This window comes from Neoasaia chiangmaiensis, assembly GCF_002005465.1.
GTDB classification, from domain to species: domain Bacteria; phylum Pseudomonadota; class Alphaproteobacteria; order Acetobacterales; family Acetobacteraceae; genus Neoasaia; species Neoasaia chiangmaiensis.
The window spans coordinates 1,278,739-1,292,862 of sequence record NZ_CP014691.1 but is presented as its reverse complement, the minus strand read 5'-3'; the positions used below and the strand labels follow the sequence as shown (position 1 = coordinate 1,292,862).

Genomic DNA, 14,124 nt, shown 5'->3' with positions numbered 1-14,124 from the left:
CACGCTCAGGCGATCGTCCTGGCGAGGCTGCCGATCAAACCATCGAGGCTGACGTCGCTTGCACGTGCGCTGAAGTTCAGCGCCATGCGATGCGCCAGTACCGGCTCGGCCAGGGCGATGACATCGTCCGGGCTGGGGGCCAGCCGACCGCCCAGCAGGGCGCGGGCGCGACAGGCGAGCATCAGCGCCTGCGCCGCGCGGGGGCCAGGTCCATAGGCGAGGGCGTCGCGCACCTCCTTGTTGGCGGCCGTCTCCGGTCGCAGGCCGCGTACCAGTGTCAGGATCGCATCGAGCGTCTTTTCACCGACGGGCAGACGACGCACGAGCGCCTGCGCCTCGATCAGCGCCTGTGACGTGAAGAGCGCCGTGGCCTCGGCCTGAGGTGCGCCAGTGGTGTCGATCAGCATCTGGCGTTCGGCGTCGCGCTCGGGGAAGTCGAGCAGGATGCGCAGCATGAAGCGATCGAGCTGGGCCTCGGGGAGCGGATAAGTGCCTTCCTGTTCGATGGGATTTTGCGTCGCGAGCACATGGAAGGGGCGCGGCAGAGGATATTCGACGCCGCTTTGCGTCACCCGGTATTCCTGCATGGCCTGCAACAACGCCGATTGCGTGCGGGGGCTGGCGCGGTTGATCTCATCGGCCAGCAGCATCTGGCTGAAGATCGGTCCCGGCACGAAGCGGAAGGCGCGGCGCCCCGATTCGTCCTGATCGAGGATCTCCGTGCCCGTGATGTCGGAGGGCATCAGGTCTGGCGTGAACTGTACCCGTTTGGCGTCCAGCCCCAGCACGCGCGCCGCCGTGTTGACCAGCAGCGTCTTGCCGAGGCCCGGCGCGCCGACCAGGAGCGCATGCCCGCCGGAGAGCACGGTCACGAGAAGTTGCTCGATGACCCGGGGCTGTCCCAGGACGATCCGGGCGATCGCATCGTGAATCTGTTGCAGTTGCCCGGCCAGCCGATCCGCCTGTGCGGCGTCGTCATCGGGGGTGGGCGAGAAGGGGTCGATCTGGCTCATATCCTCAATCTGACAGCTTAAGGGGTTTCATCAAGTCGCAAGCGAACCCAACTTGGGGGTAAGAGGAATTTTCCATCGGTCGTGGAGACAAAATTGAACGACGATATCGATCGAAAAGCGCCAGCTTGCGCTCCATGCATGGCGCCTTCTCCGATATCCGGGACGGATTCACAGTCAAGACGAATGCGTAAGCGCGTTCTGCCGTTTCTCATACGGCGCGATGGCACGTGGCTGTACAACGGTTCACCGGTTCGGCGAAAACCGATGATCTGCCTGTTTTCGTCCATGCTCCAGCGCGACCCGGACGGCGTATTCTGGCTGGAGACGCCGACGGAGTGCGGATCGATCGAGGTCGAGGACGCGCCTTTCACCGCAGTGGAGCTGGATTTCCGCGGCACATGCGGGCGTCGCCAGACCTTGTGTTTCCGTACGAATGTCGATGAGGTGATTTGTGCGGGCCCCGACCATCCCATCGAGGTGGACTGGGATCGCCCGACCTGCGAGGACAGCGCGCCGGTGCCTTATCTGCGCATTCGTGACGGGGAAGGGCGATGGCCGATTCTCGCGCGGTTGACGCGACCCGTCTATTACGAACTTGCCGCCCTGGCCGTGCCGGGGCATTGCAAGGGCCGTCCGTGCCTCGGCGTCTGGAGTCAGGACCGTTTCTTCCCGTTGGCGCGGCTTTCGTAAGTTCAGGAATTCTTCTCGACCGTGATGCTTCTCGACGCCCTGCCGGATCGCCAGGGACTGGATCGCCTCTGGGCCATTCTGCCGGCGGCGCGGCTGGTCGGTGGCTGTGTGCGCGATCTGCTGGCCGGACTCGTCGTGAACGATCTCGACATGGCCACGCCGGAACCGCCGGAGATGGTGCAGGCGGCCTTGCAGGCGCAGGGCATCAAGGTGGTGCCGACCGGGCTGGCGCATGGCACCGTCACGGCCGTCATCGATCGCAGGCCGTATGAAATCACGACCCTGCGCCGCGACGACCGAACGGACGGGCGCCATGCCGTGGTGTCCTGGACGCAGGACTGGCGAGAAGACGCGGCCAGACGCGATTTCACGATCAATGCCATGTCTCTCGACCGATCCGGCGAGATTCACGATTTCTTCGGTGGAAGGGACGATCTGGCGGCCCATCGCGTGCGTTTCGTCGGTGATCCGGCAAGGCGGATTGCCGAGGACGCGCTGAGGATTTTCCGTTTTTTCCGCTTCGATGCGCGCTTCGGCACGACGCGGCCCGATCGCGGCGCGCTTGATGCGATCATTGCCGCCTCATCGTTGGTCGATGCCCTTTCCGCCGAACGCGTGGCGTCCGAACTGCTGCGCATTCTGGCGGGGCCGCGAGCGGTGCATGCCGTGACGTCGATGGCGGATGCCGGCGTGCTGGTCCGCCGTCTGCCTGCGGCGCATCTGCATATGGATCGGTTCAGGCGGCTGCTGGATTGCGACCCGCCCGCCGATGGTACGCTGCGTCTGGGTGCGTTATGCGATGCGCCCGATCTGGGGTCTATCCTGCGCCTGTCCGGTGCGCAGAATGCACGGCTGACAGCCATGCGTTTGTCGAATGTTCTGATGCCGGGTGCCGATGACGACGATCTGCGCCGCGCCTGCGCCAGGACCGATCTCGAAGCCCTGCTTGACCGTACATGGCTGGCGCAGGCTGACGAACTTGCCCGCCCCGATGCCGGGTGGTCCGATCTGCGCGCCCGGCTTGTCGCCCTGCCGCGCCCGGTTTTTCCTCTTTCGGGGCGCGATGCCGTGAAAGCGGGCGCGACGCCGGGGCCAGGTGTCGGGCAGGCTTTGCGGAAGGTCGAGGCGTGGTGGATCGAGGCCGGATGTCGGCCTGATCGGGCGGGCTGTCTGCGGCAACTGGACGTCGTTCTGGCCGCCTCTCCCGACTGAAGGCTGGCGACTCGATCATCGCCTGCTCTTCCCCCCTCATCGGCACGGCGTTACTACGTCGGGCATGAACGCCGAACCGCAACGCCCGACCCGTATCGACCCCACAGCGCCACGCGGTCGGCGCATGCTGCATCGCATCTGGCGTGAGGAGGTGATGCGCCTGCCGAGCCGCGTGATGACCGTCATTTTCCTGACGGTGGCGACGGCGGGACTGACGGCGCTGTATCCGCTCGTCATCAAGCGGGCGGTCGATATGTTCGCGGCGCACGATCCGCGCATCCTTTATCAGGTGCCGGCGATCGTCGTGATCGTGACCAGCCTGAAGGCGGCCTCCCAGTATGGGCAGACGATCGCTGTGCAGGGACTTGTGCTGGCGGTGATCCGGCATCTTCAGGAGCGGATGTTCCGGCATGCGCTCCTGGCCGACATCGCGCGGATCGAGGAAGAGGCGCCGGCGCAGTGGGCGGCACGTTTCACGACGGATGCCATCTCGATCCGGGAAGCGATGATCCGCGCCGTCAACGCCCTGGGCGATGTGGTGACGGTGATCGGGCTTGTTGGCGCGATGATCTTCACCGACTGGGAACTGAGCCTGATCGCGCTGGTGCTCTATCCCGTTGCCGCCGTGCCGATCGAGCGCCTCGGCAAGCGCGTGCGCCGCGCATCGGGCGGGATGCAGGAACAGATCGGCATGACGGCGACACTGCTCAACGAGAGCTTCGCACTGGCCCGGCAGGTGCGCATCTATCGCATGGAAGAGTCGGAGGCGCGGCGCGTCGATCGGTCACTCGACCTTCTGCATCATGCTTTCCTTCGCATCGCCAAGGGCAGGGCGCGCGTCGATCCTGTACTGGAAGTGCTTGGCGGCACGGCGATCGCCGCGGTTCTGGGTTTTGCCGGCTGGCGTGCCGCGATGGGTGGCGCGACGCTTGGCGATTTTACGGCGTTCATCACGGCATTGCTGACCGCGGCCCGCCCCCTACGGTCGCTCGGTTCCCTGAACGCTGCCTTGCAGGAAGGGCTCGGGGGGCTGGAGCGTGTTTTCGGTGTGATCGACGAACCGCCTGCGGTCGCCCAGCGTCCCGATGCGCGTTCGTTGCCGCCGGGGCATGGACATCTGGTGTTTTCGAAGGTCGGGTTCGCCTATCCGGACGGGCGCATCGGTCTGCATGACCTCTCCTTCGATGTGCAGCCGGGATATACGGTGGCGCTGGTGGGTCCGTCCGGTGCCGGCAAATCGACGGCGCTTTCGCTTGTGCCACGTCTGCACGATGTCTCGCGCGGTGCCATCCTCCTCGACGGCATCGACCTGCGCGATCTGACGCTCGACGGACTGCGCGATGCGATTGCCTATGTCAGCCAGGAAACGACGCTGTTCGACATGTCGGTGCTGGACAATATCCGTATCGGCCGACCCGATGCGCCACGGGAAGAGGTCGAGGCTGCGGCGATGGCGGCAGCCGTCGATTTTGCCGATACGCTGCCGCAGGGACTGGATACGCTGGTCGGACCCGGCGGGCAGCGGCTTTCCGGGGGGCAACGTCAGCGTGTGGCCCTGGCGCGGGCATTGCTGCGCGACCCGCGCCTGCTACTGCTGGATGAGGCGACCAGCGCGCTGGATTCCGAAAGCGAGGCCAAGGTTCAGCAGGCATTGGTCAATCTACGACAGGGTCGGACGACGCTGATCGTGGCCCATCGTCTGGCGACGGTGAAAGCAGCCAACCTGATCGTCGTCATGAGTCAGGGGTGCGCGGTGGAGGCCGGAACGCATGCCGAACTTCTGCGGGCGGACGGGCTCTATGCCCGGCTTGTGCGCACGCAATCGCTCGAACTGGTTGACTGACCAGCGTCAGAGGGGTGACGCCATTCGCGAAAGCGCCGGGACGAGTGTCGCATAGAGTATTTTTTTGAAGCCGAGATTGAATGACGCGATCTCGTCTGGCGGGACCCACGCCCACTGGTCGAATTCGGCCGGCAGATGGCGATCCAGCACGACATCGCTGTCACTGCCCAGGAAACGCAAGGCGAACCAGCGTTGCGTCTGACCACGAAACTGCCCGCCCAGAGCCTTGCCGATCAAGTGCGGTGGCAGGTCATAGGACAGCCACTCCGGATACTCGCCAAGGATTTCGGCTTTTGTCGTGCCGATTTCCTCTTCGAGTTCACGTCGAACGGCCTCTTCTGGCGTCTCGCCGGGGTCGATTCCGCCTTGAGGGCATTGCCAGATGCCGTCGGGCAGGTCCGCCCGGCGGGCAAGAAAAATGTGGCCACGCGCGTCGAACAGCATGGCGCCGACATTGGGTCGATACGGGAGGGATGAGAGGTCGATCATGCGGGATTCGTCGATGGGTCAGGCGTGGAGAGGTCCGGCATGCTCATGGCACTCGGCGCGGCGAGGATGATACCGCGTCCCGGAAGACTGGAAAGCCATGCGGCAAGACGTGTCAGACCCACGGGTGTCATGGTGTCCGTCGTGGTCAGCACGAATTCGCCGTGAGCGGCGCGGTCGGCGAGGGTGAAGAGATCGTGATCGATCGTTTCCGCGTCCGCATCCATCTCCAGTCGCGTATCGGCCCGCAGATCGCGGGAAAGGCCGGATTTCTGCTCTCCGTTGAGGAGGACCATCAGGCCACGGGCCGCGATGGCGCGGGCGACTGGCATGAAATCAGGTGTGGATGCGAAGCCGGGCGCCGAAACAACGGCTGGAGGGGCAAGATCGGCAACGGAAACGCCGACGATACCGGGAGCCCGTTCCAGATTCCATTGCAGTGCGGCAATATCCTCGGCGGGGCCGTTCCCATAGCCAAGTCCATGCGGTCCGATGGATGTCATGTCCGGCGCGGGTCCCTGAACGGGAAGATCAAGAAATACCTCATGTCCGGCATGATGCGCGCGTTCGATCAGTGCTGGCAGGTCGGCGATATATGGCGAGACGAGAAAACCAACCTGTGACGGCAGGGTTTTCAGGGCTGTTTCAGTCAGTTCGGCGGAATAGCCGAGACCGCTGACGACGATGGCGAGATGCGGTCCCTTGATGGGGCGGGGGAGTGCCAGAGGTGCAACCGGTCGTGAGGCCGAGGGCCGGGGCACCGTGGCAATGGCTATCGACGGTTTCACGGCCGGTTTTGGCGGCGGCCCCAGATAGGCCAGTGTTCCCACGCCACCCGCCACGCCGAGGAGAACAACGGCCCAGAATCCCAGCAATGCGCGGCCGGCCCGTGGCAGGCCCGAACGCAAGCCGGGCCGGCGCGGTTTGTTGCCTCTAGTGTTGTTGGACATGCGTTGGCGACGGGGCGTTGGACGTGGTCTTGTTCTCGACCGCGCCGTTCGGCAATTCACCGGGGGGCAGTCCCGCCATCGCGTGCACGACGCGGAGGCCTTCCTGCAACTGGAAGTCGGTGTTGGGCTTGGTGAGGTCGAATTTCGGCCAGTTTGCCGGCGGCGCATCGGGAATGGAGGACGCGATGGCCGGCAGATCGGTTCGGACGGGCGCCTTGCTGCGATTGCCGCCGATATTGGTGATGATGTGCTTCAGATCGGCTTCGCGATAGCCGATGCCCTCATCGTCCTTGCTTTCCTTGACCAGAATGTCCGGCGCGATGCCGAGACCCTGGATGGAACGGCCGGATGGCGTGTAATAACGCGCCGTCGTCAGGCGTACCGCACCGTTGCCCGGAACAGGGATCAGGGATTGCACGGAGCCCTTGCCGAAAGATTTCTCACCCAGCAGCACGGCGCGCCGATGATCCTGCAGCGCACCTGCGACGATCTCGCTGGCGGATGCCGACCCGCCATTGATCAGCACCACGATCGGCAGACGGTTGGTGATGTCCGTTCCCTTGGCGTCCCAGCGATGGTTGTTCTCGGCATGGCGGCCACGGATCGAGACGATCTCGCCCTCGGGGATGAAATCGTCGCTGACGGCGATTGCCTGATCGAGCTTGCCGCCCGGATTGAGACGCAGGTCGAGAACGAGCCCGTCGAGCTTGCCGCCGGCCTGTGCCTTCAGCTTGTCGTAGGCCGCATGCATGCCGCTTTCGGTATCGTCGTCGAATTCGTTGAGATGGATGTAGCCGGTCTTGCCGTAAAGCGCCGAGGTGACGACCTGAATATGGACGATCTCGCGCGTCATGGTGAATTTCAGCGGCTTGGGCGCTTTGGCGCGGATGATCGTCAGGGTGATCTTGGTTCCCGGATCGCCACGCATCTTGGTCACCGCCTGATCGAGCGTCATGCCATCGAGCGACTTGCCGTCCACTTCGGTGATGAAATCGCCCGGCTTGATTCCCGCGCGGGATGCCGGCGTGCCGACCATGGGCGAGACGACGCGGACATGCCCGTCCTGATCCTGCACCTGAATGCCGAGACCGCCGAATTTGCCGCTGATCTGGACCTGCATGTCCTTGTACTGCTTCTCGTTCATATACGAGCTGTGCGGGTCGAGATTGCTGACCATGCCGTCGAGGGCGTTGTTGATCAGGTCCTTGTCGCTCACGGGCTCGACATATTCCGCACGGACGAGATCGAGAACCGTGCCGAAAAGAGTCAGCAGACGGAGTGTTTCGCTATGGTTGTCGTTGTCGGCGGCCACCTCGCGCGCCAGGGCTGTGTTGCCGAGCAGATGCGCGACTGCCGGTCCGGCCATGCGTTCGACCGACGGACCGGTGGTGATGCCGGCCAGGAATGCCGTCCCGAGCAGCAGGCCTGTGCGGAGCTTCATGAATATCATCCCTCGAAACCGGCCTCTCCTTCGCACGCGCCGCCGGCCTCATGCCGGTCGGTCGTCGCAGCGTAGGCGGCGGATCGTTAGCAAAGCTATAACGCGTGCATTCTAAACTGTCGAAGCGTTGCACAAAACCATCCTAGAGGAACGGTTGTGGGTCAACGCTCTGGCTTCCCTGGCGCAATTGCAGGAACAGGTGCCCCGTACCGCCGGGCATGGTCCCGAGTGCACCACCCCTGGTGATCGGCTGACCGCTCCGGGCGGCAAGCGTGCCCAGTCCGGCCACCACGAAGCGATAGCGCCGTCCGCAATCCAGGATCAGCATCTGGCCGAACGAGCGGAACGATCCGGCAAAGTCCACGCGGCCGCCACACGGCGCATGCACGGCCGCGCCGCCGGGGGTTTCATATGTGATGCCCGTTGCAGGCCCGGCTTCCGTCGTCTGGCCCCAGGCGACGGTGATGCGTCCCGCGACGGGGGCTGTTCCGTTTCCACGTGACGGACCGGGACCGCTGGTCGTGCTCATCGCATTGGCCTGTGCCTGCACGCGTCGTGCCTTCGCCGTTTCGTGACGTTGCTGGAGCGCGCGGGCCTCGGCGTCGAGTCTGGCCTGCGCGTCGGCTTCGGTCTTTTCGATCTGGGCGATGGCGTCCTGCAGGTTCGTGGCCTGCGCCGTGGCAGTGGCCACGGCGGCGCGCGCCTGCGTTACGGCGTCGTCGGCGCGTTTTTCGGCCCGGGCGGCGAGGCGGGTCTGCTGCGCCGCCGCATCGCGTTCCGCCGACTGCTTCTGGCGCAGGGCCGCCAGTTCGTCGTTTTGTGTCTTAAGTCTGGCATCGTTCAGCGCGAGAGTCGTCTGTTGCTGGTGCAGGCGTTCCGCGGCGCGTTCCGTCAGGACCGACAGGCCGGCGATGATCGACAGGCCTTCGACGGCGCGATCGGGCGGGATCGGCGCTGCGATCAACGAGGTGCTCGGTGCGATGGAAAGCCGTTCCGCCAGAGGCAGGAGGGGGCGGAGCATGGCGGCGTTGTGTCGGATGTCGCGTCGCAGTTCCTCCTGCTGCGTGGAAAGCGCGGCGATATCGTCTTGCAGGGCGCTGATCCGTGTCTCGGTCTCGGAAAGCTCGGCTGTGGCCGCGCGCGTCTGCGCCGCGAAGTTTCGCGTGCGCGCGGCATCCTGTGTGGCGCGGGCCTGCGCTTGCCTCTGGGCCTTGCGACGGGCGTCGATCAATGCCGCCTGATTGGCCTGACGTCGTAGCAGGGCGGCGTGAGCGTTCCGGGCGGCATCGAGGGCGTGCCGATCGGGCGATCCGGCGCGGTGCGCGTGATGTGGCGCCGCCACGGCCGTACCCGCCAGCACCAGAGCGGCGGCAAGTTGCGGCCATGCCATGGGGCGGATGCGCGCGGTCAGGCGTCGAGCAATGACACGCCCGTCATGGTTTCGGGTTGCCGCAGGCCGAGCAGGGACAGCAGTGTCGGGGCCAGATCGGCCAGACGACCGTCGTGCAACGTGGCAGCCGGCCTGCCGGCCAGGAGAACCGGGACGCGGTTCAGCGTGTGCGCCGTATGCACGCCGCCGGTGTCGGGATCGCGCATGGTTTCGCAATTGCCGTGATCGGCTGTCACGAGCAGCGCGCCGCCGGCGCGCCCGATGGCGTCGGCGATACGGCCAAGACCCTGATCCACCGCTTCGCAGGCTTTGACCGCGGCGGCGAGAACGCCGGTGTGGCCGACCATGTCCGGATTTGCATAGTTCAGCACGATCAGGTCGAAGCGACCGCTATCGATCGCCTCGACGGCGCGATCGGTGAGTTCCGGCGCCGACATTTCGGGCTGGAGATCGTAGGTCGCGACTTTGGGCGAAGGGACGAGGATGCGTTCTTCGCCTTCCAGCAGCTTTTCCTTCCCGCCGTTCAGGAAATAGGTGACGTGCGGATATTTTTCGGTCTCCGCCATACGGAGTTGCCGCTTTCCGGCATGGGAGACGACGTCGCCGAGAAGGTCGATCATCGGTTCCTTGGGGAATAGCACGCTCATCAGCGATGCCAGATCGGCGCTGTAGCGTGTCATGCCGCAGGCGGCGGCGAACTGGATGTGGCGTGGCCGTGTAAAGCCCTCGAAAGCCGGCTGGAGGAGGGCATCCAGCAGTTCGCGAATACGATCGGCACGGAAATTGGCAGAAAGGATGCCGTCGCCGTCCTTCATGCCGGAATAGTCGCCGATGACGGTGGGAAGAACGAATTCGTCGGTCACGTCGCGATCATAATGCTCTGGCAGGACCGCGAGAGGATCAATCGTTTTCGGGCCGGCGCCCTCGGTCAGGGCGTCGTAGGCGAGGCGAACGCGCTCCCATCGGTTGTCCCGGTCCATGGCATAGTAACGGCCACTGATCGTGGCGATCGTTGCGCCTTTCGGCAGCTCTGCAACAAGCCGCCTGATGGCGTCCTCGCCCGATTTGGGCGCGGTATCCCGGCCGTCGCTGAAAAGGTGCAGGGCAACGGGAACGCCGGCGGCTGTCACGATACGGGCCAGCGCCGCAATGTGATCCTGATGGGCGTGAACACCACCGGGAGATACGAGGCCCATGAGATGACAGGTACCGCCCGATTTGCGCAGCGTTTCGATGAAATCCAGCAGAGCGGGGTTTTGCGCCAGAGAGCCATCGCGTGCGGCGCGGGAGATGCGCGGGAGATCCTGCATCACGACCCGGCCTGCGCCGATGTTCAGGTGGCCGACTTCCGAGTTGCCCATCTGGCCTTCGGGAAGACCGACATCCTCGCCGCAGGTGCGGAGGTAGGCGTGGGGGCTACGATCCCAGAGCCGATCGAAATTCGGCGTATGCGCCAGCGCGACGGCATTGTCCTCCACGGCTGCGCTGTCGCCGAAGCCGTCAAGAATGACAAGCATGACAGGGCGCGGCACGGAGAGGGTCTGGTCGTTCATGGTCGAAAGCCTTCCAAAGTCAGGAAGGCATTATACGACAAAACCCCGGCGTGGCGAACCGGGTCCGCCATGCCGGGGCTGATTCGTGACGATCGATCAGATCTTGTTGATCTTGTCTTTCGCCTGACCCTTGACGTTCTGCGCACTGCCCTTCAGGCGCTGTGCCGCGCCTTCGGCCTGCAGGTCCGTATCGTCGGTCGCCTTGCCGATCTTTTCCTTGACGGTGCCCGTCGCCTTGTTGGCCGCACCGGAAATCTTGTCTGTCATCGCGCTCATGATTGTGTTCTCCCTTGACCGGATGTGAAAATGAAACGGCGCGCTGCGCGAAGAGTTTCCCTTGCCGATCTGGCGAAGACGCATTCCATGACCAGATATTCGGGCAGGGCATGTCGCCGGAAGAGAGAAGGAAGGCGGATTATGAGCGTTGATTGTGGAACGACCGGCTGTGGCGTCGGCCTGACGCCGGAGCAGCGGCGGGTTTTGCGCGAACACGGCACCGAACGACCGGGATCGAGCCCGCTGAACGATGAAAAGCGTCCAGGTGTTTATCATTGCGCGGGATGCGGTGAGCCGCTGTTCGATTCCGACAAGAAATACGATAGCGGCAGTGGCTGGCCCTCCTTCTGGGCACCGAAGGACGACGCGGTTGCCACGACGCGCGATGTCTCTCTGGGCATGGTGCGGACCGAAGTGCATTGCGCGAACTGCGAAGGCCATCTCGGCCATGTTTTCCCTGACGGGCCGGCGCCGACGGGGCTACGTTATTGCATGAACGGTGTGGCGCTCGATTTTCGTCCTGCCTGACATACAGGCGGCCTGACAAAAGCGGCGGAAATGCGGTAGGAAGTGCACATGAGCGAAACGACCGTCCCCACCCCGCCCGTTGTACTCGATCATCCGCTGGTGCTGCATAAGCTGACGCGGCTGCGTCAGGTATCGACATCCACCGCCGGATTTCGCCGCCTGACGCGCGAGCTCAGCCTGCTGATGTGCTATGAGGCGACGCGCGATCTGGCGACAGAGCCTGTCGAGATCGAAACGCCGATCGAGCGCATGGAAGGCCGGGCGCTGTCCGGCAAGAAGCTCTGCTTCATTTCCATCCTGCGTGCGGGCAATGGCATTCTGGACGGAATGCTTGACCTGGTCCCGGCGGCGCGTGTGGGGCATATCGGACTTTACCGCGATCACGACACGCTGGAAGCCATCGAATATTACATGAAGCTGCCGGAGGACGTGGCCGACCGCGACTGCATCGTGGTGGATCCGATGCTGGCCACAGGGCACAGCGCGGCGGCCGCGATCGACCGTGTAAAGGCCGCGGGCGTGAAATACATCATCTTCGTCTGTCTGCTGGCCGCGCCGGAAGGGGTGGCCTACCTGAACGAACGACATCCGGACGTGAAGATCGTCACCTGCGCGATCGATCGTGGCCTGAACGAGAAGGGCTATATCGTTCCCGGCCTCGGCGACGCAGGGGACAGGTTATTCGGGACGCGGTGACGTCATGACGGCGGAAGACGTCGAGGAGTGGCTCGACAACTGGATCGAGAATGAACTGGTCGCGCCCGGTGTGGATATCCCGGGCGCGGTGCAGGCGTGCCGGACCGCCGCGCAGGCGGCGGGCATCTCCGATGCGGCACTGACGCGTGCGGCGGGCGGAGATCTTCACGCCCATCTGGCGGAAGAGCACGCTGCGATCAGCAATGCTCCCGATTTCTAGGTTTCAGCCGCGCGTCAGCACGTAATGGGCGCGCAGATCGGCCTCGATGGCGTCCGCATGGCGGCTGTCGCGTGCCTCGACCATGATTTCGAGTTCGGCCGTCTGCACCGATGGTGCGGCGAAAAGCCGCTGATGCGACACTTCGATGATGTTGCCGCCTGCATTGCCGATGCGTGTCGCGATATCCGCCAGAACGCCGGGGCGATCGGGAATCTGGAGGATGAGCGACAATAGCCGACCGTCCCGACGCAAGGCACGCAACAGCGTATTGGCCAGGATGCGCGTGCCGATATTGCCCCCGCTGATCGGCAGGGCGAGGCGCTTGCCCTGGAAAATGTCCGGATAGGCCATGACGGCGGCAAGCGCTGCGGCGCCGGCGCCTTCGCTGACCTGTTTGGCATGCTCCGCCAGCAGTGCAATGGCCGATTCGACCTGCAATTCGGTCACGACCAGCACGCCGCTCAGGTGCGGGCGGGCCGCTTCGTAGCACTGGTCGCCAAGTGTCGTGACGGCAATGCCTTCCGCGATCGTCGATCCGCCCCGCACATCCACGGGCGCCTGCGGGAAGGCGGAAAGGGACGCATGGCTCTCCACCTGCACGCCGTAAATATCGAGGCCGGGACGCATATGCGCGGCGGCAATCGCCGTGCCGCTAATCAGGCCGCCACCGCCGATCGGCAGGACGAGGGCGTCCAGTTCCGGTGCATCCTCCAGCAGTTCGATGCCGAACGTTCCCTGACCGGCCATGACGGCAGGGTCGTTGAACGGATGCACCAGCACGCGGTTCTCGCGCCTGCGGATTTCCTCAGCCACGAGGCTGGCGGCGGCGAAATCCTCGCCCTCCGTCACGACATTGGCACCCCAGCCGCGCGTGCGTTCCACCTTGGCGGTCGGCGTGAAGCGGGGCATGACGATGGTCGCATCGATGCCCAGCAGGCTGGCATGACGCGCCACGCCTTGCGCGTGGTTGCCGGCCGATACGGCGATCACGCCGCGGGCACGCTCTTCTTCCGTGAGCAACGCCAGCTTGTTGGCCGCACCGCGCTCCTTGAACGAGGCGATGGCCTGCAGATTTTCCAGCTTCAGCCAGATCTCCGCCCCGGTCAGCTTCGAAAGCGCCGGGCACGGCAGGGTGGGCGAGCGAACGATCCGGGGCGCAATTCGTGCATGCGCGGCGGCGATGTCAGCGAATGTCGGCGTTTCGGTCGTTCTCTGGAGCATGGTCTTACTTATAGGTGACGGTCAGGATTTCGTATGTCTTGTCGCCGCCCGGCGTGGGTACGGCAACGCTGTCGCCGACGCTTTTGCCGATCAGTGACTTGGCGAGCGGGGAGGAGATCGACAGCAGGCCCTGCTTGATGTCGGCTTCATGAACGCCGACGATCTGGTAGGCGCTTTCCTTGTCGGTTTCCTCGTCGACCACTTCGACATGGGCGCCGAACTTCACCTGATCGCCCGAGAGGGTGGACGGATCGATCACCTCGGCGGTCGAAATCAGTTCCTCGAGTTCCAGGATACGACCCTCGATGAAGGACTGGCGATCGCGCGCGGCATGGTATTCCGCGTTTTCCGAGAGATCACCATGGGCGCGTGCTTCGGCGATGGCACGGATCACGGCAGGACGGTCGTCGCTCTTGAGGCGGCGCAGTTCGTCCTCGAGGCGGGTCAACCCTCCGGCGGTCATCGGAATCTTCTGCACGACGTGTCCCCAAAACGCATAAGCCCCACGCGCGCAGTGTCCGAGTTTGACCTCATCACCGCGCACGGGCGCCGACTTCGCGGCCGGAACAGCCCGGCTCGCTTCACTTATGGCCGAATAAGCTAGG

Annotated in this window: 15 protein-coding genes; 6 read left to right on the top strand and 9 right to left on the bottom strand. The window is 64.5% G+C overall.

Annotated elements, in window-relative coordinates; translation table 11 throughout:
• Window positions 1–5: 5 nt before the first annotated feature.
• A complete protein-coding gene (locus A0U93_RS06150) occupies window positions 6–1,013 on the bottom strand; it encodes an AAA family ATPase (RefSeq protein ID WP_077806563.1) in 1,008 nt (335 codons plus the stop codon).
• A gap of 183 nt (window positions 1,014–1,196) precedes the next feature.
• On the opposite strand from A0U93_RS06150, the gene A0U93_RS06145 reads away from it, so the two are divergent.
• The 3 genes from A0U93_RS06145 (at window position 1,197) to A0U93_RS06135 (ending at window position 4,758) form a co-directional block, all read left to right on the top strand.
• On the top strand, window positions 1,197–1,703 hold the full coding sequence (locus A0U93_RS06145) for a DUF1285 domain-containing protein (RefSeq protein ID WP_306345244.1): 507 nt from the start codon (window positions 1,197–1,199) through the stop codon (window positions 1,701–1,703).
• Between the two features lie 24 nt (window positions 1,704–1,727).
• The gene (locus tag A0U93_RS06140) at window positions 1,728–2,915 is read left to right on the top strand and encodes a CCA tRNA nucleotidyltransferase (RefSeq protein ID WP_077806561.1); all 1,188 of its coding nucleotides are present in this window, start codon (window positions 1,728–1,730) and stop codon (window positions 2,913–2,915) included.
• A 64-nt stretch (window positions 2,916–2,979) separates the two neighbouring features.
• Complete coding sequence (locus A0U93_RS06135) at window positions 2,980–4,758, top strand: ABC transporter ATP-binding protein (RefSeq protein WP_077806560.1); 1,779 nt, start codon at window positions 2,980–2,982, stop codon at window positions 4,756–4,758.
• Window positions 4,759–4,764: 6 nt separating this feature from the next.
• Here A0U93_RS06135 and A0U93_RS06130 read toward each other — a convergent pair whose 3' ends face one another.
• The 6 genes from A0U93_RS06130 to A0U93_RS06105 all read right to left on the bottom strand — a co-directional run bounded on the left by A0U93_RS06130 (window position 4,765) and on the right by A0U93_RS06105 (window position 10,854).
• Window positions 4,765–5,247, bottom strand: coding sequence for an RNA pyrophosphohydrolase (locus A0U93_RS06130; RefSeq protein ID WP_077806559.1), 483 nt, complete (start codon window positions 5,245–5,247; stop codon window positions 4,765–4,767).
• Complete coding sequence (locus A0U93_RS06125; RefSeq protein WP_077806558.1) at window positions 5,244–6,194, bottom strand: divergent polysaccharide deacetylase family protein; 951 nt, start codon at window positions 6,192–6,194, stop codon at window positions 5,244–5,246. The genes A0U93_RS06130 and A0U93_RS06125 overlap by 4 nt, the downstream gene beginning before the upstream one ends.
• Complete coding sequence (locus tag A0U93_RS06120; protein WP_077808371.1) at window positions 6,178–7,635, bottom strand: S41 family peptidase; 1,458 nt, start codon at window positions 7,633–7,635, stop codon at window positions 6,178–6,180. Before A0U93_RS06120 ends, A0U93_RS06125 begins: the two co-directional genes overlap by 17 nt.
• A gap of 142 nt (window positions 7,636–7,777) precedes the next feature.
• Window positions 7,778–9,025 (bottom strand): murein hydrolase activator EnvC family protein, encoded by a 1,248-nt coding sequence (locus tag A0U93_RS06115; protein ID WP_077806557.1) that lies wholly within the window; start codon window positions 9,023–9,025, stop codon window positions 7,778–7,780.
• 17 nt (window positions 9,026–9,042) lie between these two features.
• Window positions 9,043–10,578, bottom strand: coding sequence for a 2,3-bisphosphoglycerate-independent phosphoglycerate mutase (gpmI, locus tag A0U93_RS06110; RefSeq protein ID WP_077806556.1), 1,536 nt, complete (start codon window positions 10,576–10,578; stop codon window positions 9,043–9,045).
• Between the two features lie 96 nt (window positions 10,579–10,674).
• Window positions 10,675–10,854, bottom strand: a complete 180-nt coding sequence (locus tag A0U93_RS06105) for a CsbD family protein (protein ID WP_077808370.1) — start codon at window positions 10,852–10,854, stop codon at window positions 10,675–10,677.
• 141 nt (window positions 10,855–10,995) lie between these two features.
• On the opposite strand from A0U93_RS06105, the gene msrB reads away from it, so the two are divergent.
• The 3 genes from msrB to A0U93_RS06090 are packed head-to-tail and all read left to right on the top strand — an operon-like array spanning window position 10,996 to window position 12,298.
• The gene (gene msrB, locus A0U93_RS06100) at window positions 10,996–11,382 is read left to right on the top strand and encodes a peptide-methionine (R)-S-oxide reductase MsrB (protein ID WP_077806555.1); all 387 of its coding nucleotides are present in this window, start codon (window positions 10,996–10,998) and stop codon (window positions 11,380–11,382) included.
• A gap of 48 nt (window positions 11,383–11,430) precedes the next feature.
• Window positions 11,431–12,078 carry a uracil phosphoribosyltransferase gene (upp, locus tag A0U93_RS06095; protein ID WP_077806554.1) on the top strand — a complete coding sequence of 216 codons (648 nt, stop codon included), beginning with the start codon at window positions 11,431–11,433 and terminating at the stop codon, window positions 12,076–12,078.
• A 4-nt stretch (window positions 12,079–12,082) separates the two neighbouring features.
• Window positions 12,083–12,298 carry a hypothetical protein gene (locus A0U93_RS06090; protein ID WP_077806553.1) on the top strand — a complete coding sequence of 72 codons (216 nt, stop codon included), beginning with the start codon at window positions 12,083–12,085 and terminating at the stop codon, window positions 12,296–12,298.
• 3 nt (window positions 12,299–12,301) lie between these two features.
• Here A0U93_RS06090 and A0U93_RS06085 read toward each other — a convergent pair whose 3' ends face one another.
• Together A0U93_RS06085 and greA are read right to left on the bottom strand one after the other, a co-directional pair.
• Window positions 12,302–13,519 (bottom strand): threonine ammonia-lyase, encoded by a 1,218-nt coding sequence (locus A0U93_RS06085; RefSeq protein WP_077806552.1) that lies wholly within the window; start codon window positions 13,517–13,519, stop codon window positions 12,302–12,304.
• Between the two features lie 4 nt (window positions 13,520–13,523).
• The gene (gene greA, locus A0U93_RS06080) at window positions 13,524–13,997 is read right to left on the bottom strand and encodes a transcription elongation factor GreA (RefSeq protein WP_077808369.1); all 474 of its coding nucleotides are present in this window, start codon (window positions 13,995–13,997) and stop codon (window positions 13,524–13,526) included.
• Between the last annotated feature and the right edge of the window lie 127 nt (window positions 13,998–14,124).

Coding starts and splice junctions, on each gene's coding strand:
- upp (WP_077806554.1), top strand. CDS start 11,431: ATGAGCGAAACGACCGTCCCCACCCCGCCCGTTGTACTCGATCATCCG.
- A0U93_RS06145 (WP_306345244.1), top strand. CDS start 1,197: ATGCGTAAGCGCGTTCTGCCGTTTCTCATACGGCGCGATGGCACGTGG.
- A0U93_RS06140 (WP_077806561.1), top strand. CDS start 1,728: ATGCTTCTCGACGCCCTGCCGGATCGCCAGGGACTGGATCGCCTCTGG.
- A0U93_RS06120 (WP_077808371.1), bottom strand. CDS start 7,635: ATGAAGCTCCGCACAGGCCTGCTGCTCGGGACGGCATTCCTGGCCGGC.
- msrB (WP_077806555.1), top strand. CDS start 10,996: ATGAGCGTTGATTGTGGAACGACCGGCTGTGGCGTCGGCCTGACGCCG.
- A0U93_RS06085 (WP_077806552.1), bottom strand. CDS start 13,519: ATGCTCCAGAGAACGACCGAAACGCCGACATTCGCTGACATCGCCGCC.
- A0U93_RS06130 (WP_077806559.1), bottom strand. CDS start 5,247: ATGATCGACCTCTCATCCCTCCCGTATCGACCCAATGTCGGCGCCATG.
- gpmI (WP_077806556.1), bottom strand. CDS start 10,578: ATGAACGACCAGACCCTCTCCGTGCCGCGCCCTGTCATGCTTGTCATT.
- A0U93_RS06150 (WP_077806563.1), bottom strand. CDS start 1,013: ATGAGCCAGATCGACCCCTTCTCGCCCACCCCCGATGACGACGCCGCA.
- A0U93_RS06115 (WP_077806557.1), bottom strand. CDS start 9,025: ATGGCATGGCCGCAACTTGCCGCCGCTCTGGTGCTGGCGGGTACGGCC.
- A0U93_RS06090 (WP_077806553.1), top strand. CDS start 12,083: ATGACGGCGGAAGACGTCGAGGAGTGGCTCGACAACTGGATCGAGAAT.
- A0U93_RS06135 (WP_077806560.1), top strand. CDS start 2,980: ATGAACGCCGAACCGCAACGCCCGACCCGTATCGACCCCACAGCGCCA.
- A0U93_RS06125 (WP_077806558.1), bottom strand. CDS start 6,194: ATGTCCAACAACACTAGAGGCAACAAACCGCGCCGGCCCGGCTTGCGT.
- A0U93_RS06105 (WP_077808370.1), bottom strand. CDS start 10,854: ATGAGCGCGATGACAGACAAGATTTCCGGTGCGGCCAACAAGGCGACG.